We start from the raw sequence: 13,911 nt of genomic DNA, 5'->3' as shown, positions 1-13,911 counted from the left end.
CGTACTGATTTCCTCATCCTGAGGCGCCCGCGCAGCGGGCCTCGAAGGACGCACGATCTTTCGGCAGGGGAGCCCTGACGCCCTCCCGCTCGTTACAGCCGGCATGGACTGGCTGGCTCCCTCCGACCTCCTTCCCATCCTCGGCGCCGTGCTCGCCGGCGGCGTGATCGGTTTCGAGCGCGAGTATCGCGCCCGGCCCGCGGGACTGCGCACCCATGTCCTGGTCTGCCTGGCCTCGGCCCTGCTGATGCTGGCCGCGGTGCATCAGGTGCGGTGGATGCCCGAAGACGCCGCTGGCGCCCTGCGCATCGACCCGGTCCGCATGGCCCATGGCGTGCTGACCGGGGTCGGCTTCCTGTGCGGCGGGGTGATCTTCCAGCAGGGCGCCTCGGTGCATGGCCTGACCACGGCCGCTTCTTTGTGGATAACTTCGGCGATCGGCACGCTGTTCGGCGTCGGGCTCTATGGCCTGGCGATCCTGGGCACGGCGCTGGCGGTGGTCACGCTCAGCGCCGCGCGCTGGCTGGACCGCAAGATGCCGCAGAAGAACTTCACCGAGGTCCGCGTCCGCTCGCGCCGCGAGACGCCGCTCGACGAGGAGGAGCTTCGGACCCTGCTGGCCCAATACGACCTCGAGGGCGAGCGACTGAATCACTGCCTGCGCGACGGCGGGGCGGTGTTCGAACTGGCGGGCGCGTTCTCCGGCCAGGGTTCGCTGCGGCTGCGCGAGGTGGCCCATCGGCTGCGGGACGACCCGCGCGGGGTCGAGTTCGACATCCTGCCCAGGAAGGACTGAGGCCAAGGACTGATCTTCTCCCCGTCACAGGGCCCGGCTAGACTGCCGCCATGGTTCTGCGGGTTCACATCGACACCGACTGCGGCGTGGACGACGCCCTGGCGTTGGCCCTGATGGCGCGCGCGCGGCAGGCTGTCGAGGTAGTCTCGGTGTCCGCCGTGTTCGGCAACACCTACGTGGATCAGGCCGCGGCGAATGCCCGGGGCGTGCTGCGCCTCGCCGGCTGCGGGGCCGAGGTCTATATTGGCGCGGGAGCGGGCCTGGCGCGCCGCCGGGTCGAGCGGATGCGGCCGGCTCACGGTGTCGACGGCCTCAACGGCGTCGGCTTCTCCCAGCGCTGGAAGCTGCCCGAGCTGGAGCGCGGCCATTCCGCCAATTTCCTGGCCTTCGCCGCCCGCCGCAAGGTCGCCGGCCTGTTCCTGGGGCCGCTGACCAACCTGGCCAAGAGCCTGCTGGAGGACCCCGCCGCCTTCCGCGACTGGCGACCGACGATCATGGCCGGCGCCTTCGAGGTTACGGGCAAGGCCCACGGCGGCGCCGACTTCAACAGCTGGAGCGATCCGGAGGCCCTGCAGCGCACCCTGGACGGTGGGGTCATGCCGCGCCTGGTCACGTTGGACGTCAGCCACCAGGTCACCGTCACGGCCGAGGATCTGGCCAAGGGGGCGGTCTGCTGCGGCTCGCCGCTGTCGGCGCGCCTGACCAAGGCCGCAGGGCCCTATATCGCCTTCCACCAGCAGGTCTGGGGCGGGGAGGGTTGCCGGCCGCACGACGCCGTGACCGCCGCCAGCCTGGTCGCGCCCCAGCTCTTCACCTTCGAGCCCGCCCGCCTGCGGGTGGTCGTCGACGGAGAACATCAGGGCCGCATCGACCGCATCGACGGCGCGCCCAACGCCGAGGTCTGCACGGGGCTGGACGTGGCCGCCGTCAAGCGGATGATCATCGGCGGCCTGTTCGGCTGGGGCGCCGTGGAAGCGGCCTAGGTCCCTAGTGCGGCTGGCCCCACTGGGCCGCCCGCTCGCGGACGAGATCCCGCATGAACTGGTCGAGATTGGCCAGGCGCTGGTCCATCTCGTCGACCGGCACGCCGTTCCACACCGCGTGATCGTAGCGCGAACGGGCCGCCCTCAGATCGTCGCCGGCCTGGTAGCGCTCGGTGATGTAGAGGGTCTCGAGGAGCTTGGTCGGGCGCTCGACTTTCTCGTGCTTCATCGACCAGTAGCTGACCATGTACTCGGTCAGGATCCCATCGTCCGACGTGCTGACCATCGGCGTCTCCCTTGTCGTTGGGCAGGAGATAGGGAGGCCGCTTCGCCGCGCAACAGCCTAAGTGGAAATGCACGCGCCAACGCTGACAGCCACTATTCTCGTCATCCCGGCCGCAGCGAAGCGGAGAGCCGGGACCCAGGGCCGCCGCACTACGGTTGCCCCTGGGTCCCGGATAGCCTCGTCGAGGCTTCCGGGATGACGAGATTATGTGAAGGCGAGAAAGCGGACTACTTCCCGCCCGCATAGTCCTTGATCAGGGCGTAGAGGAAGTCGCGGCCCTCGTAGAGCGACTTGACCCGCATGCGCTCGTTCAGGCCGTGGATGCCGTCGCCGTCCGAGCTGCCGAACAGGCCCGAGACGCCGTAGGTCGGGATGCCCGCCGCGTTCGTATGGACGCCATCGGTGGCGCCGGTCAGCAGGATCGGCACGATCGGCACGCCGGGCCACAGCTTGGCGGCTTCCTTCTCGATCGGACCCATGATGGCGGGCGTCAGGGGCGGCGGCGGCGAGACGCTGTTGGGCTCGTGGGCCAGGGTCACCGCGATGGCCGGATCGCCGGCCAGCTCGGTCAGCTTGGCGCGGACCTCCTCGACCGGGGTGCCGGGCAGGATACGGCAGTTGACGTTGGCCGTGGCGCGCTGGGGCAGGGCGTTGGGCGCGTGGCCGGCATTGACCATGGTGGCCACGCAGGTGGTGCGCAGCATCGAGTTCCACATCGGGTCGGCCGTCACGCTCTTCAGAGCGGCCTCATCGTTGATATTGGCGACCAGGGCCTTCATGCCCGCCGCCTGGACCGGGGTGACGCGCGCCTGCATGCGGGTGAAATAGCCGCGCGTGGCGTCGTTGAAGCGCGCCGGGAAGCCGTAGGCGCCGATGCGGTTCAGGGCGGCGGTCAGCTGGTAGATGGCGTTGGCGGGCACGGGCCGGCTGGAGTGGCCGCCCGGATTGGTCACGGTCAGGGTGAAGTCCTGATAGACCTTCTCGCCGGCCTGGACCTCCAGCACCACCGGCTTGTCCTTCTCGTCCAGCAGGCCGTCGGCGCCCTCGTTCAGGGCGAACTCCGCGTCGACCAGAGGGCGGTGGTTCTTCAGCAAGTCCTCGATGCCGTTGAAGCCTTCGCTCTCCTCGCCGCAGGTCAGGGCCATCTTGATGTCGCGGGCAGGCTTGTAGCCGGCCTGTTTCAGGCGGATCAGGCTGTCGACCCAGATGGCCGCCTGGGCCTTGTCGTCCGACGTGCCGCGCCCGAAGAAATAGCCGTTCTCCTCGACCAGCTTGAACGGATCGCGGGTCCAGTCCTCGCGCTTGGCTTCGACCACGTCGATGTGGGCCAGCAGCAGCATCGGCTTCATCTTGGCGTCGGTTCCGCGCAGGACGGCCACCAGGCTGCCCTCCTTCGGGTGGCCGTCGGCGACCATCACCTTGACGTCGTCGGCCGCGAAGCCCGCCGCCTTCAGTCGCGCGCCCATGGCCTCGGCGGCGGCGGTGCAGGAGCCGACCGACAGGGTGGTGTTGATCTCGACCAGCTCCTTGTAGAGGTCGCGGAAGGCCAGCTGGTCGGGGCGGACGGTCTTGGGCGGCTCGGCCGTTTGCGCGCTCGCCATCACCGGCAGGGCCAGCAAAGCCGCCGTCGTCATCAATCCCGCCAGACGCATCAATCATCTCCCAATGAACTTGACCGGAAAGAGAGCCCGCAAAGCGCTCGCGCGCAAGGGCCCGTCGTTTACCGGTCGTTAGCAATACAGGGGCTTTTCCTGAGGCGCGGAACAGGCGATGTTGCGAGAACACATGATGAACATGAATCGCACGCCTATCCGAATTCTCGGGCTCGATCCCGGCCTGCGCCGCACCGGCTGGGGCGTGCTGACGGTCGAGGGCTCCCGCATGAGCCATGTCGCCCACGGGGTCATCGTTCCCGACGAGAAGGCCGATTTCGCCCAGCGCCTGCTGCATCTGTTCGAGGGCATCTGCGCGGTGATCGAGCGGCACAGGCCCGACGAAGCGGCGGTCGAGGAGGTGTTCCTCAACACCAACGCCCAGTCGACCCTGAAGCTGGGCCACGCCCGCGCCGCCGCCCTGATCGCCCCGGCCCGCGCCGGCCTGCTGGTCGCCGAATATTCCACCCGCCTGGTCAAGAAGGCGGTGGTCGGCACCGGCGCCGCCGACAAGGCCCAGATCGGCTTCATGATCGCGCGCCTGCTGCCGACCGCCGGCAAGACCACGGCCGACTGCGCTGACGCTCTCGCCGTCGCCATCACCCACGCCAACCTGCGCGTCGCCAACCGGAGGGTGGCATGATTGGACGGCTCAGAGGCGCCGTCGCCGAGGTCGGCGAGGAAGAGGCCCTGATCGACGTCATGGGCGTCGGCTACGTCGTCCGCTGCGGCCACCGCACGCTCTCGCGCCTGCCGGCCCTGGGCGACGAGACCCTGCTGCACATCGAGAGCCAGTGGAGCGAAAGCGCCGGCCTGCGCCTCTACGGCTTCGGTACGCGCGAGGACCGCAAGGCCTTCGTGCTGCTGCAGGCCATCCAGGGCGTCGGGCCCAAGGCCGCCATGGCGGTGCTGGACGTGCTGTCGCCGGCCGAACTGGCCAGCGCCGTCGCGCGCGAGGACAAGGCCGCCGTCGGCCGCGCCAATGGCGTCGGCCCCAAGCTCGCCCTGCGCATCGTCACCGAACTGAAGGACAAGCCGATCACCGACGGGCCGGTGCTGATGACCGCGCCGACCTCGGGCGCGGCGCCGACGAAGTCAAAGCCGGCGCCGACCGGTGACGCCGTCGCGGCGCTGATGGGCCTGGGCGTGGCCGAGGTGAATGCTCGTCGCGTGGTCGAGGGCGCCGCCGCTCAGCTGGGTGAAGAGGCGACCGTGCAGGCCCTGATCAAGGCGGGCTTGCAGGAGCTGGGTCGATGACCCGCATCATCTCCGGCGACCCTCAGCACGGCGACCAAGTCCCGAGCACCGACCGGGCCCTGCGGCCCCAGACCTTGGCCGAGTTCGTCGGTCAGGAGCAGGCCAAGGGCAATCTCCGCGTCTTCATCGAAGCCGCCAAGGGCCGGGGCGAGTCCCTGGACCACGTGCTGCTGTTCGGCCCGCCGGGCCTGGGCAAGACCACCCTGGCCCAGATCGTCGCCCGCGAGCTGGGCGTGAACTTCCGCGCCACCTCCGGCCCGGTGCTGAACAAGCCCGGCGATCTGGCCGCGATCCTGACCAACCTCGAGCCGAACGATGTCCTGTTCATCGACGAGATCCACCGGCTGTCGTCGAACGTCGAGGAGATCCTCTATCCGGCCATGGAGGACCACGTGCTGGACCTCGTGATCGGCGAGGGCCCCTCGGCGCGCTCGATCCGCATCGACCTGGCGCCCTTCACCCTGGTGGCGGCGACGACACGGGCGGGCATGCTGGCGACGCCGCTGCGCGACCGTTTCGGCATCCCCATTCGCCTTGAATTCTACACCCACGCCGAGCTGAAGCACGTGCTCTTGGGCGCGGCCCGCAAGATGGGCGCACCGCTGTCGGAGGACGGCGCGGCCGAGATCGCCGCCCGCGCCCGGGGCACGCCGCGCGTCGCCGGCCGCCTGCTGCGCCGGGTCCGCGACTTCGCCACCGCCGACGGCGCGACGGTCATCGACCGCAAGGCCGCGGGCATGGCCCTGGCCCGCCTGGAAGTCGACGAGGTCGGCCTCGACAGCCTCGACCGCCGCTACCTGCGCTCGATGATCGAGAACTACGGCGGCGGCCCGGTGGGCGTGGAGACCATGGCCTACGCCATCGCCGAGGCCCGCGACGCGGTCGAGGACGTCATCGAGCCCTATCTGATGCAGCAGGGCTTCATCCAGCGCACCCCGCGTGGCCGCATGGCCTGCGGCAAGGCCTATCTCCACCTGGGCCTGACCCCGCCCGCCGCCCCGCCGGGGCAGGCGCAGGGGGCCTTGTTCGACGAGTAGGACTGGCATGCGCAAGATCGCCCTCGCCTTTCAGGTCTTCACCACTCTGGCCATCTCAGCCCTGGCCATTCGTGGGGCGGGTGGCTCGTCCTCGGCGGTGATCCTGCAACTGGTCGCCGGTGTAGTTGGAGCTCTGGCGGCGTTCGCGGTGGGCTGGGTTGTCCGACCGCCGGGACGCATGGTCGGGCTCGTCCTCCTCGCCCTCATCCTTGCCGCCGAGACCTGGATCCTGCTCGCCGGCGTCTCGATGGAGGGTGTCCGTCGCTGGGTCGCCTTGGGGCCGATCCAGCTGCACGCCGCCTCGCTGCTGGTCCCCTTGGCGGCCTGGACCGCGGCCCACCGTCTAGACATGATCGCCGCCGTGCTGCTCGCCGGGCTCCTCGTCGTACTGGCCGCCCAACCCGACGCGGCCGCCGTCCTGGCCCTGGGCTTGGCCCTCGGCGTCGTGGCCCTGGTCGACAAGGCCAAGCGCCGCGTGGCGGCGGTGCTGGTGCTGGTCGGCGCGGTGTGCGCGGCCTGGGCGCTGAGCCGTGTCGACCCGCTGCCAGCGGTGAACCATGTCGAACTCGTGGTGCGCCGCGCCTTCGAGACATCGCCGACGGTCGGCTCCCTGGCCACACTGGCCCTGATCATGCTCCCGGTCGCCATGCTCTGGCGGCGCCGAACATCCGTCACCCTGGCCTTGGCCGCCGCCTGGGCCGGCTTCGTCCTTGCCAATCTGGTCGCCAACTACCCCGCGTCCGTCATCGGAGCGGGCGCATCGCCGGTGTTGGGATGGTTGATTTCGATCGGGTTGGCGTCCATCTCGGGGCGACCCCGCGACGAGGCCCGCCCATGACGACCCCGCCCGAACCCACCGCCGGCGTGTTCTCCGGCCGCGAGCATCAGCTGCCCGTCCGGATCTATTACGAGGACACCGACTTCTCGGGCATCGTCTATCACGCCAACTACCTGCGCTATTTCGAGCGGGGGCGGAGCGACTTCTTCCGGCTGGTCGGCATCTCGCACACCGAGCTGGCCAAGGCCGACACCGCCTTCGCCATCATCCGCATGGAGCTGGACTTCAAGCGCTCGGCGCGGGTCGACGACGCCCTGCTGGTGCGCACGACCTATGACCGGGTGAAGGGCGCGCGGCTGTATGTCAGCCAGAAGATCACCCGCGGCGACGAGGTGCTGGTCGAGGCCAAGGGCGAGGCGGTCTGCATCACCCTGGACGGCCGTCCGCGCAAGCCGACCGCCGAAATGAGGGCGCAACTGGAGTCCTGGCTGGCGCCCGAAGACTAGGATCACATCGTTTTTCGGGATCGCTCGACGATTGACATAGTTTCACCCAAGCGCTGCTTCATGCCATACGGCGCACTCAAGTCCTGACCAGACGCCCCAACGGAGCCTATCCCGAATGGACGCCGCCGCCGCCGCCCCTAATTTCTCGTTCTTTGCCCTGTTCATGCAGGCCGACTGGGTCGTGAAGGCCGTGATGGTCGGTCTGATCCTGGCTTCACTGGGCTCGTGGGCCGTGATCCTGGACAAGCTTTTCCGTTTCTCGGCGCTGAACCGCGCCGCCGACCGGTTCGAGGACCAGGTCAGTGGCGGTCGTTCGCTGGAGGATGTGGCGGGCGAGGCCGGCGCCAACCCGCGTCACGCCCTGCCGCGCATGCTGCAGGCGGCGCTGAAGGAATGGCGCGAGGCCAAGGCGCGCGGGAACCTGACCGAGAACCAGGCCGCCTTCCTGGTCGCCCGTATCGACCGGATCATGGACACCACGATCGCCCGCGAGAGCGCCAAGGTCGAGGAAGGCCTGGGCAGCCTGGCCATTGTCGCCACCGCCAGCCCGTTCATCGGCCTGTTCGGCACGGTCTGGGGCATCATGCACGCCTTCCAGAACATCGCGATCTCGAAGAACACCTCGCTGGCGGTCGTCGCCCCGTCGATCGCCGAGGCCCTGTTCGCCACGGCCGTCGGCCTGATCGCCGCCATCCCGGCCTATATCGCCTACAACAAGTTCTCGACCGACGCGGGCAAGTACGCCGGTCGCCTGGAAGGCTTCGCCGACGACCTGTCGACCGCGATCCAGCGTCGCCTGGCCGAGCGGGTCTGACCCCATGTCGATGTCGTCCAACGACGCCTTCGCCACCAATAGCGGGCGGGGCCGCCGCCGGCGGGGCCGCCGCTCGCGCGGGGCGCTGTCCGAGATCAACGTCACCCCGCTGGTCGACGTGATGCTGGTGCTGTTGATCATCTTCATGATCAGCGCCCCGCTGCTGACCGCCGGCGTGCCGCTGGAGCTGCCCAAGACCGAGGCCGCCGCCCTGCAGAACCAGGAAGAGCCGATCACCGTCTCGATCCGCAAGGATGGGCACATTTTCGTCGGCGAGACCGAGATCCCGTTCGAGAACCTGGCGCCGCGCCTCACGGCGATCGCCGGGGATGGCTACGACAAGCCGATCTTCGTCCGCGCCGACGGCGGCGCGACCTATTCGGTCGTCGCCCAGGTGATGGCGGGTCTGTCGAACGCCGGCTTCAGCAAGATCAACCTGATCACCGAGACGGGCGGCCCCTCCTCGGGTCCCAGTTCTCCTGGCTCGGCCCCGCGCGACGCTCAGCCGGAGGGCTCGGGCGACCTGCGGCCCGCGCAGTAGGGGCCGCATGAGCGCCCGCCGCGAACAGACGGTTTCTCCGGGCCTGCTGGGTTCGATCGCGCTGCACGGAGCCGTGGCGGCGCTGATCGTGTTCGGCCTGCCGTGGAAGAAGTCCGAACCGATCACCATCGGCGAGTCCGTGCCGGTGACCATCGTCACCAACGGCCCGACCAATGTGCGGCCGGCCGAGGAAGCGCCGGTCGAACAGACGGCCCAGACGCCGGACCCGACCCAGGACGCCACGCCTCAGCCGCCGGCCCCGACGCCCGCCCCGACCCCGACGCCCGCCGCGGCGCCGCCCAAGCCGACGCCGGTCCCCAAGCCCACGCCGAGCCAGACCCCGACGAAGCCGACTCAGCAGAAGAAGAGCGACGACTTCTTCGCCTCGCTGGAGGCCTCGATCGCCAAGACCAAGAAGGCGACGGGCAAGCCGACCGCCAGCGCCCCCAAGGGCCCGGCCCGTGCGGAGACCTCGGTCTCGGCCCGTCCGGCCATGGGCGCGGCCACGGGTCTTTCGGCCGCCGCCCTGGGCCGCCTGCAGGGCGAGGTCCAGGACCGCTGGAACCCCAATTGCGAGGTCGAGGGCGGCGCCAACGTCAATGTCCGCGTGGTGTTCGTGATCGGGCCGGGCGGCCGCGTCGTCGGGCAGCCGGAATCGCCGGGCACGACCTCGCCCGATCCCGTCGTGAAGGCCGCGTCCGACCGCGCCATTCGCGCCCTGTTCGCCGCTTCGCCGTTCGCCTACCTGCCGTCGGAGCTGTACGGTCAGAAAATCGCCCTGAACTTCAACGCAAAACAGGCTTGTTCGCGTTGAGGCCCAGAAGCCAGAAGAAGGAGACCCCAATGCGCTTGAAAGCCCTGGTGCTCATGGCCGCCGTCCTGTTGGGCGGCGCGGCCTTCGTCTCTCCGGCGGCCGCGCAGATCGAGGTCGACATCAATTCCGGCGCGGTCAAGCCGCTGCCGATCGCCATTCCGGCCTTTTCCGGCGCCAATCGCGGGGCCGAGATCGCCCAGGTCATCACGGGCAATCTCGAGCGCTCGGGCCTGTTCCAGCCGCTGAACGTGGCGGGCGTTCCGGACAAGCTGGCCGACGTCAACGTCCAGCCGCGCTTCCCAGACTGGCAGGCCACGGGGGCCCAGGCCCTGATCAACGGCCAGGTCACGGTCGGCCCCGACGGCGGCCTGCGCGTCGACTTCCGCCTGTGGGACGTGTTCTCGCAGCAGCAACTGCTGGGCCTGCAGTTCAGCTCGACGCCCGACAACTGGCGCCGGGTGGCCCACAAGATCAGTGACGCCGTCTATGAGCGGCTGACCGGCGAGAAGGGCTATTTCGACACCCGCGTGGCCTTCGTCGCCGAGAGCGGTCCCAAGCTGGCCCGCGTCAAGCGCCTGGCGATCATGGACCAGGACGGCGCCAACCCGCAGTACCTGACCGACGGCTCGTACATCGTGATGACGCCGCGCTTCAGCTCGACCAGCCAGGAACTGACCTACATGGCCCTGCGGCCGACGGGGTCGTCGATCTATCTGCTGAATCTCGAGACCAGCCGCCAGGAAACGGTCGGCAAGTTCCCGGGCATGGTGTTCGCCCCGCGCTTCTCTCCGGACGGCAGCAAGGTGGCGTTCTCGGTCGAGAAGGCCGGCAACAGCGACATCTATCTGATGGACCTGCGCAGCCGCGCCTCAACGCGCATCACCACCGACCCGTCGATCGACACCTCGCCGTCGTTCTCGCCGGACGGCTCGCGGATCGTGTTCAACTCCGACCGCGGCGGCCAGGCCCAGCTCTATGTGATGGGCACCGACGGCTCGGGCGTGCGCCGCATCTCGTACGGCGGCGGCCGCTACACCACCCCGGTCTGGAGCCCGCGCGGCGACTTCATCGCCTTCACCAAGCAAACGGGCGGCCAGTTCCACATCGGCGTCATGCGCGCCGACGGCAGCGACGAGCGCCTCTTGACCACCAGCTATCTGGACGAGGGCCCGACCTGGGCGCCGAACGGCCGCGTGCTGATGTTCTTCCGCGAGGGGGCGAGCGGCAATCCCAAGCTCTGGACGGTGGACATCACCGGCAGGATCCTGCGGCCGGCGGCCTATGGCGGTTCGGGTTCCGACCCGGCCTGGTCGCCGCTGCTCGACTGATTGACACGGAGTTCCGCTAGGCTTCCGAGCAACCTCGGCCCAAGCGCGAGCGTTGAGGCTTCAGGACCAGCGTATTCGCGCTGGAAGTGAATCCGCACCGACTGGCTAGCTTCTGACATCATTGTGAGGCTTGTTCAGCATTTAGAGGGTCCATTCCAAGCTCAGCGCAGGTATGGATCAGGTCCAGAATTTGTAGACTTGAGGAGAAACTGGATGAGCTTCGACACCCAGCGCGCCGTTAGACTGGCGCTCGTCGGCTTGGCCGCAGCCTCGCTCGCCGCCTGCGCTTCGCGTCCGAAGCCCCAGCCTGTCACCCCGGCCCCGCAGCCGGCGCCGAGCCAGCCGAACACCCCCTACACGCCGCCGGCCCAGCCGCCGGTGTCGAGCAACATCCTGCCCGGCTCGGTGCAGGACTTCGTCGTCAATGTCGGCGACCGCGTCTATTTCGACACCGACGAGTACTCGGTCCGCGCCGACGCCCAGCCGGTTCTGGCCGGCCAAGCCCAGTGGCTGAACCGCTACCAGTCGGTCCGCGTCCGCATCGAAGGCAATGCCGACGAACGGGGCACCCGCGAGTACAACCTGGCGCTCGGCGCCCGCCGCGCCAACGCCGTTCGCGAATTCCTGATCGGCCAGGGCGTCGCCGCGGCCCGCATCGAGTCGATCTCGTTCGGCAAGGAACGTCCGATCGATCCGGGCACGAGCGAAGAGGCGTGGGCCAAGAACCGTAACGGCCACACGGCCATCACGGACGGCGCTCGCTAATACACGTCGAACGGGGGCGGCTTTTCTCGCGAGAAGCCGCCCTAGTTTTGTCTGGTCCCTAGCGGTAAATCACGGTCATGAAGCTGAAATCCGTCCTGCTCGCCGCCCTGCTGTCCTCGACCGCCGTCGTGGCCGCCGCCCAGACCCCGCTGCCGCCGGCTGACCCGTTGGACGACCGCTCGGCCAAGCGGATCGAGCGCATGGAAAAGGTCGTCCGCGAGCTGCGCGCGATCGTCTTCCAGGGGCGCGACACCGGCAAGCCCGTGGTCGTGCAGCCGGCCGAAACCGACTCCCAGATCGCCGCGCTGAACGAGCGTGTCGGCGACCTGGAACAGACCCTGACCCGCCTGAACGGTCAGAACGAGACCGCCAATTTTGAGCTGACCAAGGCCCAGCGCGCCGCCGCCGACCAGAAGACACGCGCGGATTCGCTGGAGCAGCGCCTGGCCGCCGTCGAGAAGACGCTGGCCGACCTGCAGGCCAACGCCGCCGCCCAGGTCGCCGCCGCGCCCGCCGCCGGAGCCGTGCCGCCGCCGCCCGCCCCGCCCGCCGATCCGGCCGTGGCCTTCAAGCAGGCCAAGGACCTGCTGCTGGCCGGCGACTACGGTAACGCCGAGCAGGCCTTCTCGGCCTACGTCAACAACTACCCGGAAAGCACCAAGGCGCCGGAGGCCCGCTACTGGCTGGGCGAGACCCTGTTCGTGCGCGAAGCCTATACCGACGCCGCCGGGGCCTATATCGGCGCCATCCGCGGCTGGCCGCAGACCACCTGGGCGCCGGACGCTACTCTGAAGCTGGCCCGCTCGATGGTGGCCCTGAGAAAGACCACCGAGGCCTGCCGCACCCTGGACGAGCTGACCAGGCGCTACCCCAAGGCCCCGGCCCAGATCGTGTCCCGCGCGGCCTCGACCCGCGTCGCGGCGAAGTGCGCTTAGGGTTTCGGTAGAGCCGACCCCCCCCCCCCCCTCGTCATCCCGGCTCTCCGCTACGCTGCGGCCGGGATGACGAGGGTTTGGGAGCGAGGGTTGTCTGGGGTCCAGGGGGGCGATGATTTGGAATTCCGCGCCATCCTCGACCGCCGCCTCGACGCCAGCTCCACCGCCCCGCTCGCCATCGGTTTCTCGGGCGGTGGCGACTCCCTGTTCCTGCTGAAGACGATCCTCGCCTGGGCGCGGCCCCGTAACCGCCCTGTCCTGGCCCTGACCGTCGACCACCAACTGCAAGCCGACAGCGCGCGCTGGACCGCCGAGGCGGTCGCCAAGGCGCGATCGCTCGGCGCCCAGGCCCAGGCCCTGAGCTGGACCGGCGACAAGCCCGCGACCGGCCTTCCCGCCGCCGCGCGCCGCGCCCGTCACGCCTTGCTGGCCGAAGCCGCCCGGGCCGCCGGCGCCAAGGTCCTGCTGCTGGGGCACACCGCCAGCGATCTGGTCGAGGGCGCGACGATGCGGGCCGAGGGCTCGACGGTCTCGGATCCGCGCGAATGGGCGCCGTCGCCGGTCTGGCCGGAAGGGCGGGGCGTTTTCCTGCTGCGGCCGCTGCTGGCCCTGACCCGCGCCGAGATGCGCGCCGCCTTGGCGGAACAAGGCGAGACCTGGCTGGACGACCCCGCCAATGACGACCTCCGCTACGCCCGGGCCCGGGCCCGGGCCACCGGCGGTGGCGAGGTCGAGACCGTCGAGACGCCCGCCCCGCCGCCGCCGTCCTTCACCGTCGACCCCAGCGGGGCCATCCACCTGGCGCGCGACACCGCCCCCGCGCCCCTGGCCGCCGCCTTGCTGTGCGCGGCCGGGACCGAGCGCCCCCCGCGCGGCGACCGTCTCACGCGCCTCGTTGAGCGGCTGCGGGCGGGGGAGGCCTTCACCGCCACCCTGGCCGGGGCGCGGATCGAGGCGGGCGAAGGCGTTCTGGTCTGCCGCGACGCCGGCGAGACGGCGCGGGGCGGCCTGGCGCCTCTGGACCTCAAGCCGGGCGAGACCGGCGTGTGGGACGGGCGCTGGGAGATCGTCGCCGGCGATCAGCCCCTGACCGTCGTCGCCCTGAAGGGAAGGGCCTCCACCCTGTCGCCCGCCCAACGCGCCCGACTGGCAAGCCTGGGCGCGTCCGTGCGTCCGGCCCTGCCGCTAATCCTGCGTCATGGGGCGGCGCCCGCTCCTGCCACGCTTGACGGCCCGGACCTTGCAGCCGAAGGAGGAGTGCGCGCGCGCTCGCTCGTTCTGGACCGCTTCAAGGCCGCGATCGGCCTTTGTGACCAAGAATCCGTGACTTGAGGTCACGTGCGTGGCGCAAGTGCTCGCGACCCCCTATCTTGGGAGGTCGAGAACCCTATTCGTTGGGAAGACCCTAACCGTTGGGAA

16 protein-coding genes are annotated in these 13,911 nt (G+C 69.8%); 14 read left to right on the top strand and 2 right to left on the bottom strand.

Going from position 1 to position 13,911, the window contains the following annotated elements; all coding sequences use genetic code 11:
• Positions 1-103 precede the first annotated feature (103 nt).
• Both AC1RRV_RS15705 and AC1RRV_RS15700 read left to right on the top strand, forming a co-directional pair.
• Positions 104-796, top strand: a complete 693-nt coding sequence (locus tag AC1RRV_RS15705) for an MgtC/SapB family protein (protein ID WP_492860594.1) — start codon at positions 104-106, stop codon at positions 794-796.
• 50 nt (positions 797-846) lie between these two features.
• Positions 847-1,779, top strand: coding sequence for a nucleoside hydrolase (locus AC1RRV_RS15700; RefSeq protein ID WP_492860593.1), 933 nt, complete (start codon positions 847-849; stop codon positions 1,777-1,779).
• Positions 1,780-1,783: 4 nt separating this feature from the next.
• Here AC1RRV_RS15700 and AC1RRV_RS15695 read toward each other — a convergent pair whose 3' ends face one another.
• The gene (locus tag AC1RRV_RS15695) at positions 1,784-2,065 is read right to left on the bottom strand and encodes a hypothetical protein (protein WP_492860592.1); all 282 of its coding nucleotides are present in this window, start codon (positions 2,063-2,065) and stop codon (positions 1,784-1,786) included.
• Positions 2,066-2,292: 227 nt separating this feature from the next.
• Positions 2,293-3,717, bottom strand: coding sequence for a M20/M25/M40 family metallo-hydrolase (locus tag AC1RRV_RS15690; protein ID WP_492860591.1), 1,425 nt, complete (start codon positions 3,715-3,717; stop codon positions 2,293-2,295).
• Between the two features lie 121 nt (positions 3,718-3,838).
• On the opposite strand from AC1RRV_RS15690, the gene ruvC reads away from it, so the two are divergent.
• From ruvC to tilS, 12 genes are all read left to right on the top strand, one after another.
• A complete protein-coding gene (gene ruvC, locus AC1RRV_RS15685) occupies positions 3,839-4,360 on the top strand; it encodes a crossover junction endodeoxyribonuclease RuvC (protein ID WP_492860846.1) in 522 nt (173 codons plus the stop codon).
• A complete protein-coding gene (gene ruvA / locus AC1RRV_RS15680) occupies positions 4,357-4,974 on the top strand; it encodes a Holliday junction branch migration protein RuvA (protein WP_492860590.1) in 618 nt (205 codons plus the stop codon). Before ruvC ends, ruvA begins: the two co-directional genes overlap by 4 nt.
• Positions 4,971-6,011 carry a Holliday junction branch migration DNA helicase RuvB gene (ruvB, locus tag AC1RRV_RS15675; protein ID WP_492860589.1) on the top strand — a complete coding sequence of 347 codons (1,041 nt, stop codon included), beginning with the start codon at positions 4,971-4,973 and terminating at the stop codon, positions 6,009-6,011. Before ruvA ends, ruvB begins: the two co-directional genes overlap by 4 nt.
• 7 nt (positions 6,012-6,018) lie before the next feature.
• The gene (locus tag AC1RRV_RS15670; protein WP_492860588.1) at positions 6,019-6,849 is read left to right on the top strand and encodes an FtsW/RodA/SpoVE family cell cycle protein; all 831 of its coding nucleotides are present in this window, start codon (positions 6,019-6,021) and stop codon (positions 6,847-6,849) included.
• Positions 6,846-7,295, top strand: coding sequence for a tol-pal system-associated acyl-CoA thioesterase (ybgC, locus tag AC1RRV_RS15665; RefSeq protein ID WP_492860587.1), 450 nt, complete (start codon positions 6,846-6,848; stop codon positions 7,293-7,295). Before AC1RRV_RS15670 ends, ybgC begins: the two co-directional genes overlap by 4 nt.
• Positions 7,296-7,410: 115 nt before the next feature.
• Positions 7,411-8,109, top strand: coding sequence for a protein TolQ (gene tolQ / locus AC1RRV_RS15660; RefSeq protein WP_492860586.1), 699 nt, complete (start codon positions 7,411-7,413; stop codon positions 8,107-8,109).
• A 4-nt stretch (positions 8,110-8,113) separates the two neighbouring features.
• Entirely contained in the window at positions 8,114-8,650 is a 537-nt protein-coding gene (locus AC1RRV_RS15655; protein WP_492860585.1) for an ExbD/TolR family protein, read from the top strand.
• Positions 8,651-8,657: 7 nt separating this feature from the next.
• Positions 8,658-9,464, top strand: coding sequence for a cell envelope integrity protein TolA (tolA, locus tag AC1RRV_RS15650; protein ID WP_492860584.1), 807 nt, complete (start codon positions 8,658-8,660; stop codon positions 9,462-9,464).
• Positions 9,465-9,493: 29 nt separating this feature from the next.
• Positions 9,494-10,792, top strand: coding sequence for a Tol-Pal system beta propeller repeat protein TolB (tolB, locus tag AC1RRV_RS15645; RefSeq protein WP_492860583.1), 1,299 nt, complete (start codon positions 9,494-9,496; stop codon positions 10,790-10,792).
• Positions 10,793-10,990: 198 nt separating this feature from the next.
• On the top strand, positions 10,991-11,557 hold the full coding sequence (pal, locus tag AC1RRV_RS15640; RefSeq protein WP_492860582.1) for a peptidoglycan-associated lipoprotein Pal: 567 nt from the start codon (positions 10,991-10,993) through the stop codon (positions 11,555-11,557).
• Between the two features lie 77 nt (positions 11,558-11,634).
• Positions 11,635-12,492 carry a tol-pal system protein YbgF gene (ybgF, locus tag AC1RRV_RS15635; protein ID WP_492860581.1) on the top strand — a complete coding sequence of 286 codons (858 nt, stop codon included), beginning with the start codon at positions 11,635-11,637 and terminating at the stop codon, positions 12,490-12,492.
• Positions 12,493-12,558: 66 nt separating this feature from the next.
• A complete protein-coding gene (gene tilS / locus AC1RRV_RS15630) occupies positions 12,559-13,824 on the top strand; it encodes a tRNA lysidine(34) synthetase TilS (RefSeq protein WP_492860580.1) in 1,266 nt (421 codons plus the stop codon).
• Positions 13,825-13,911: the final 87 nt, after the last annotated feature.

This window comes from Caulobacter sp. GW821-FHT11E10 (genome assembly GCF_058808375.1).
This window is presented reverse-complemented; position numbering and strand designations above follow the sequence as displayed.

What these genes read in the sequence shown, in the direction of transcription:
- AC1RRV_RS15705 (WP_492860594.1), top strand. Translation starts at nt 104, where the DNA reads ATGGACTGGCTGGCTCCCTCCGACCTCCTTCCCATCCTCGGCGCCGTG.
- AC1RRV_RS15700 (WP_492860593.1), top strand. Translation starts at nt 847, where the DNA reads ATGGTTCTGCGGGTTCACATCGACACCGACTGCGGCGTGGACGACGCC.
- AC1RRV_RS15695 (WP_492860592.1), bottom strand. Translation starts at nt 2,065, where the DNA reads ATGGTCAGCACGTCGGACGATGGGATCCTGACCGAGTACATGGTCAGC.
- AC1RRV_RS15690 (WP_492860591.1), bottom strand. Translation starts at nt 3,717, where the DNA reads ATGCGTCTGGCGGGATTGATGACGACGGCGGCTTTGCTGGCCCTGCCG.
- ruvA (WP_492860590.1), top strand. Translation starts at nt 4,357, where the DNA reads ATGATTGGACGGCTCAGAGGCGCCGTCGCCGAGGTCGGCGAGGAAGAG.
- ruvB (WP_492860589.1), top strand. Translation starts at nt 4,971, where the DNA reads ATGACCCGCATCATCTCCGGCGACCCTCAGCACGGCGACCAAGTCCCG.
- AC1RRV_RS15670 (WP_492860588.1), top strand. Translation starts at nt 6,019, where the DNA reads ATGCGCAAGATCGCCCTCGCCTTTCAGGTCTTCACCACTCTGGCCATC.
- ybgC (WP_492860587.1), top strand. Translation starts at nt 6,846, where the DNA reads ATGACGACCCCGCCCGAACCCACCGCCGGCGTGTTCTCCGGCCGCGAG.
- tolQ (WP_492860586.1), top strand. Translation starts at nt 7,411, where the DNA reads ATGGACGCCGCCGCCGCCGCCCCTAATTTCTCGTTCTTTGCCCTGTTC.
- AC1RRV_RS15655 (WP_492860585.1), top strand. Translation starts at nt 8,114, where the DNA reads ATGTCGATGTCGTCCAACGACGCCTTCGCCACCAATAGCGGGCGGGGC.
- tolA (WP_492860584.1), top strand. Translation starts at nt 8,658, where the DNA reads ATGAGCGCCCGCCGCGAACAGACGGTTTCTCCGGGCCTGCTGGGTTCG.
- tolB (WP_492860583.1), top strand. Translation starts at nt 9,494, where the DNA reads ATGCGCTTGAAAGCCCTGGTGCTCATGGCCGCCGTCCTGTTGGGCGGC.
- ybgF (WP_492860581.1), top strand. Translation starts at nt 11,635, where the DNA reads ATGAAGCTGAAATCCGTCCTGCTCGCCGCCCTGCTGTCCTCGACCGCC.
- tilS (WP_492860580.1), top strand. Translation starts at nt 12,559, where the DNA reads ATGACGAGGGTTTGGGAGCGAGGGTTGTCTGGGGTCCAGGGGGGCGAT.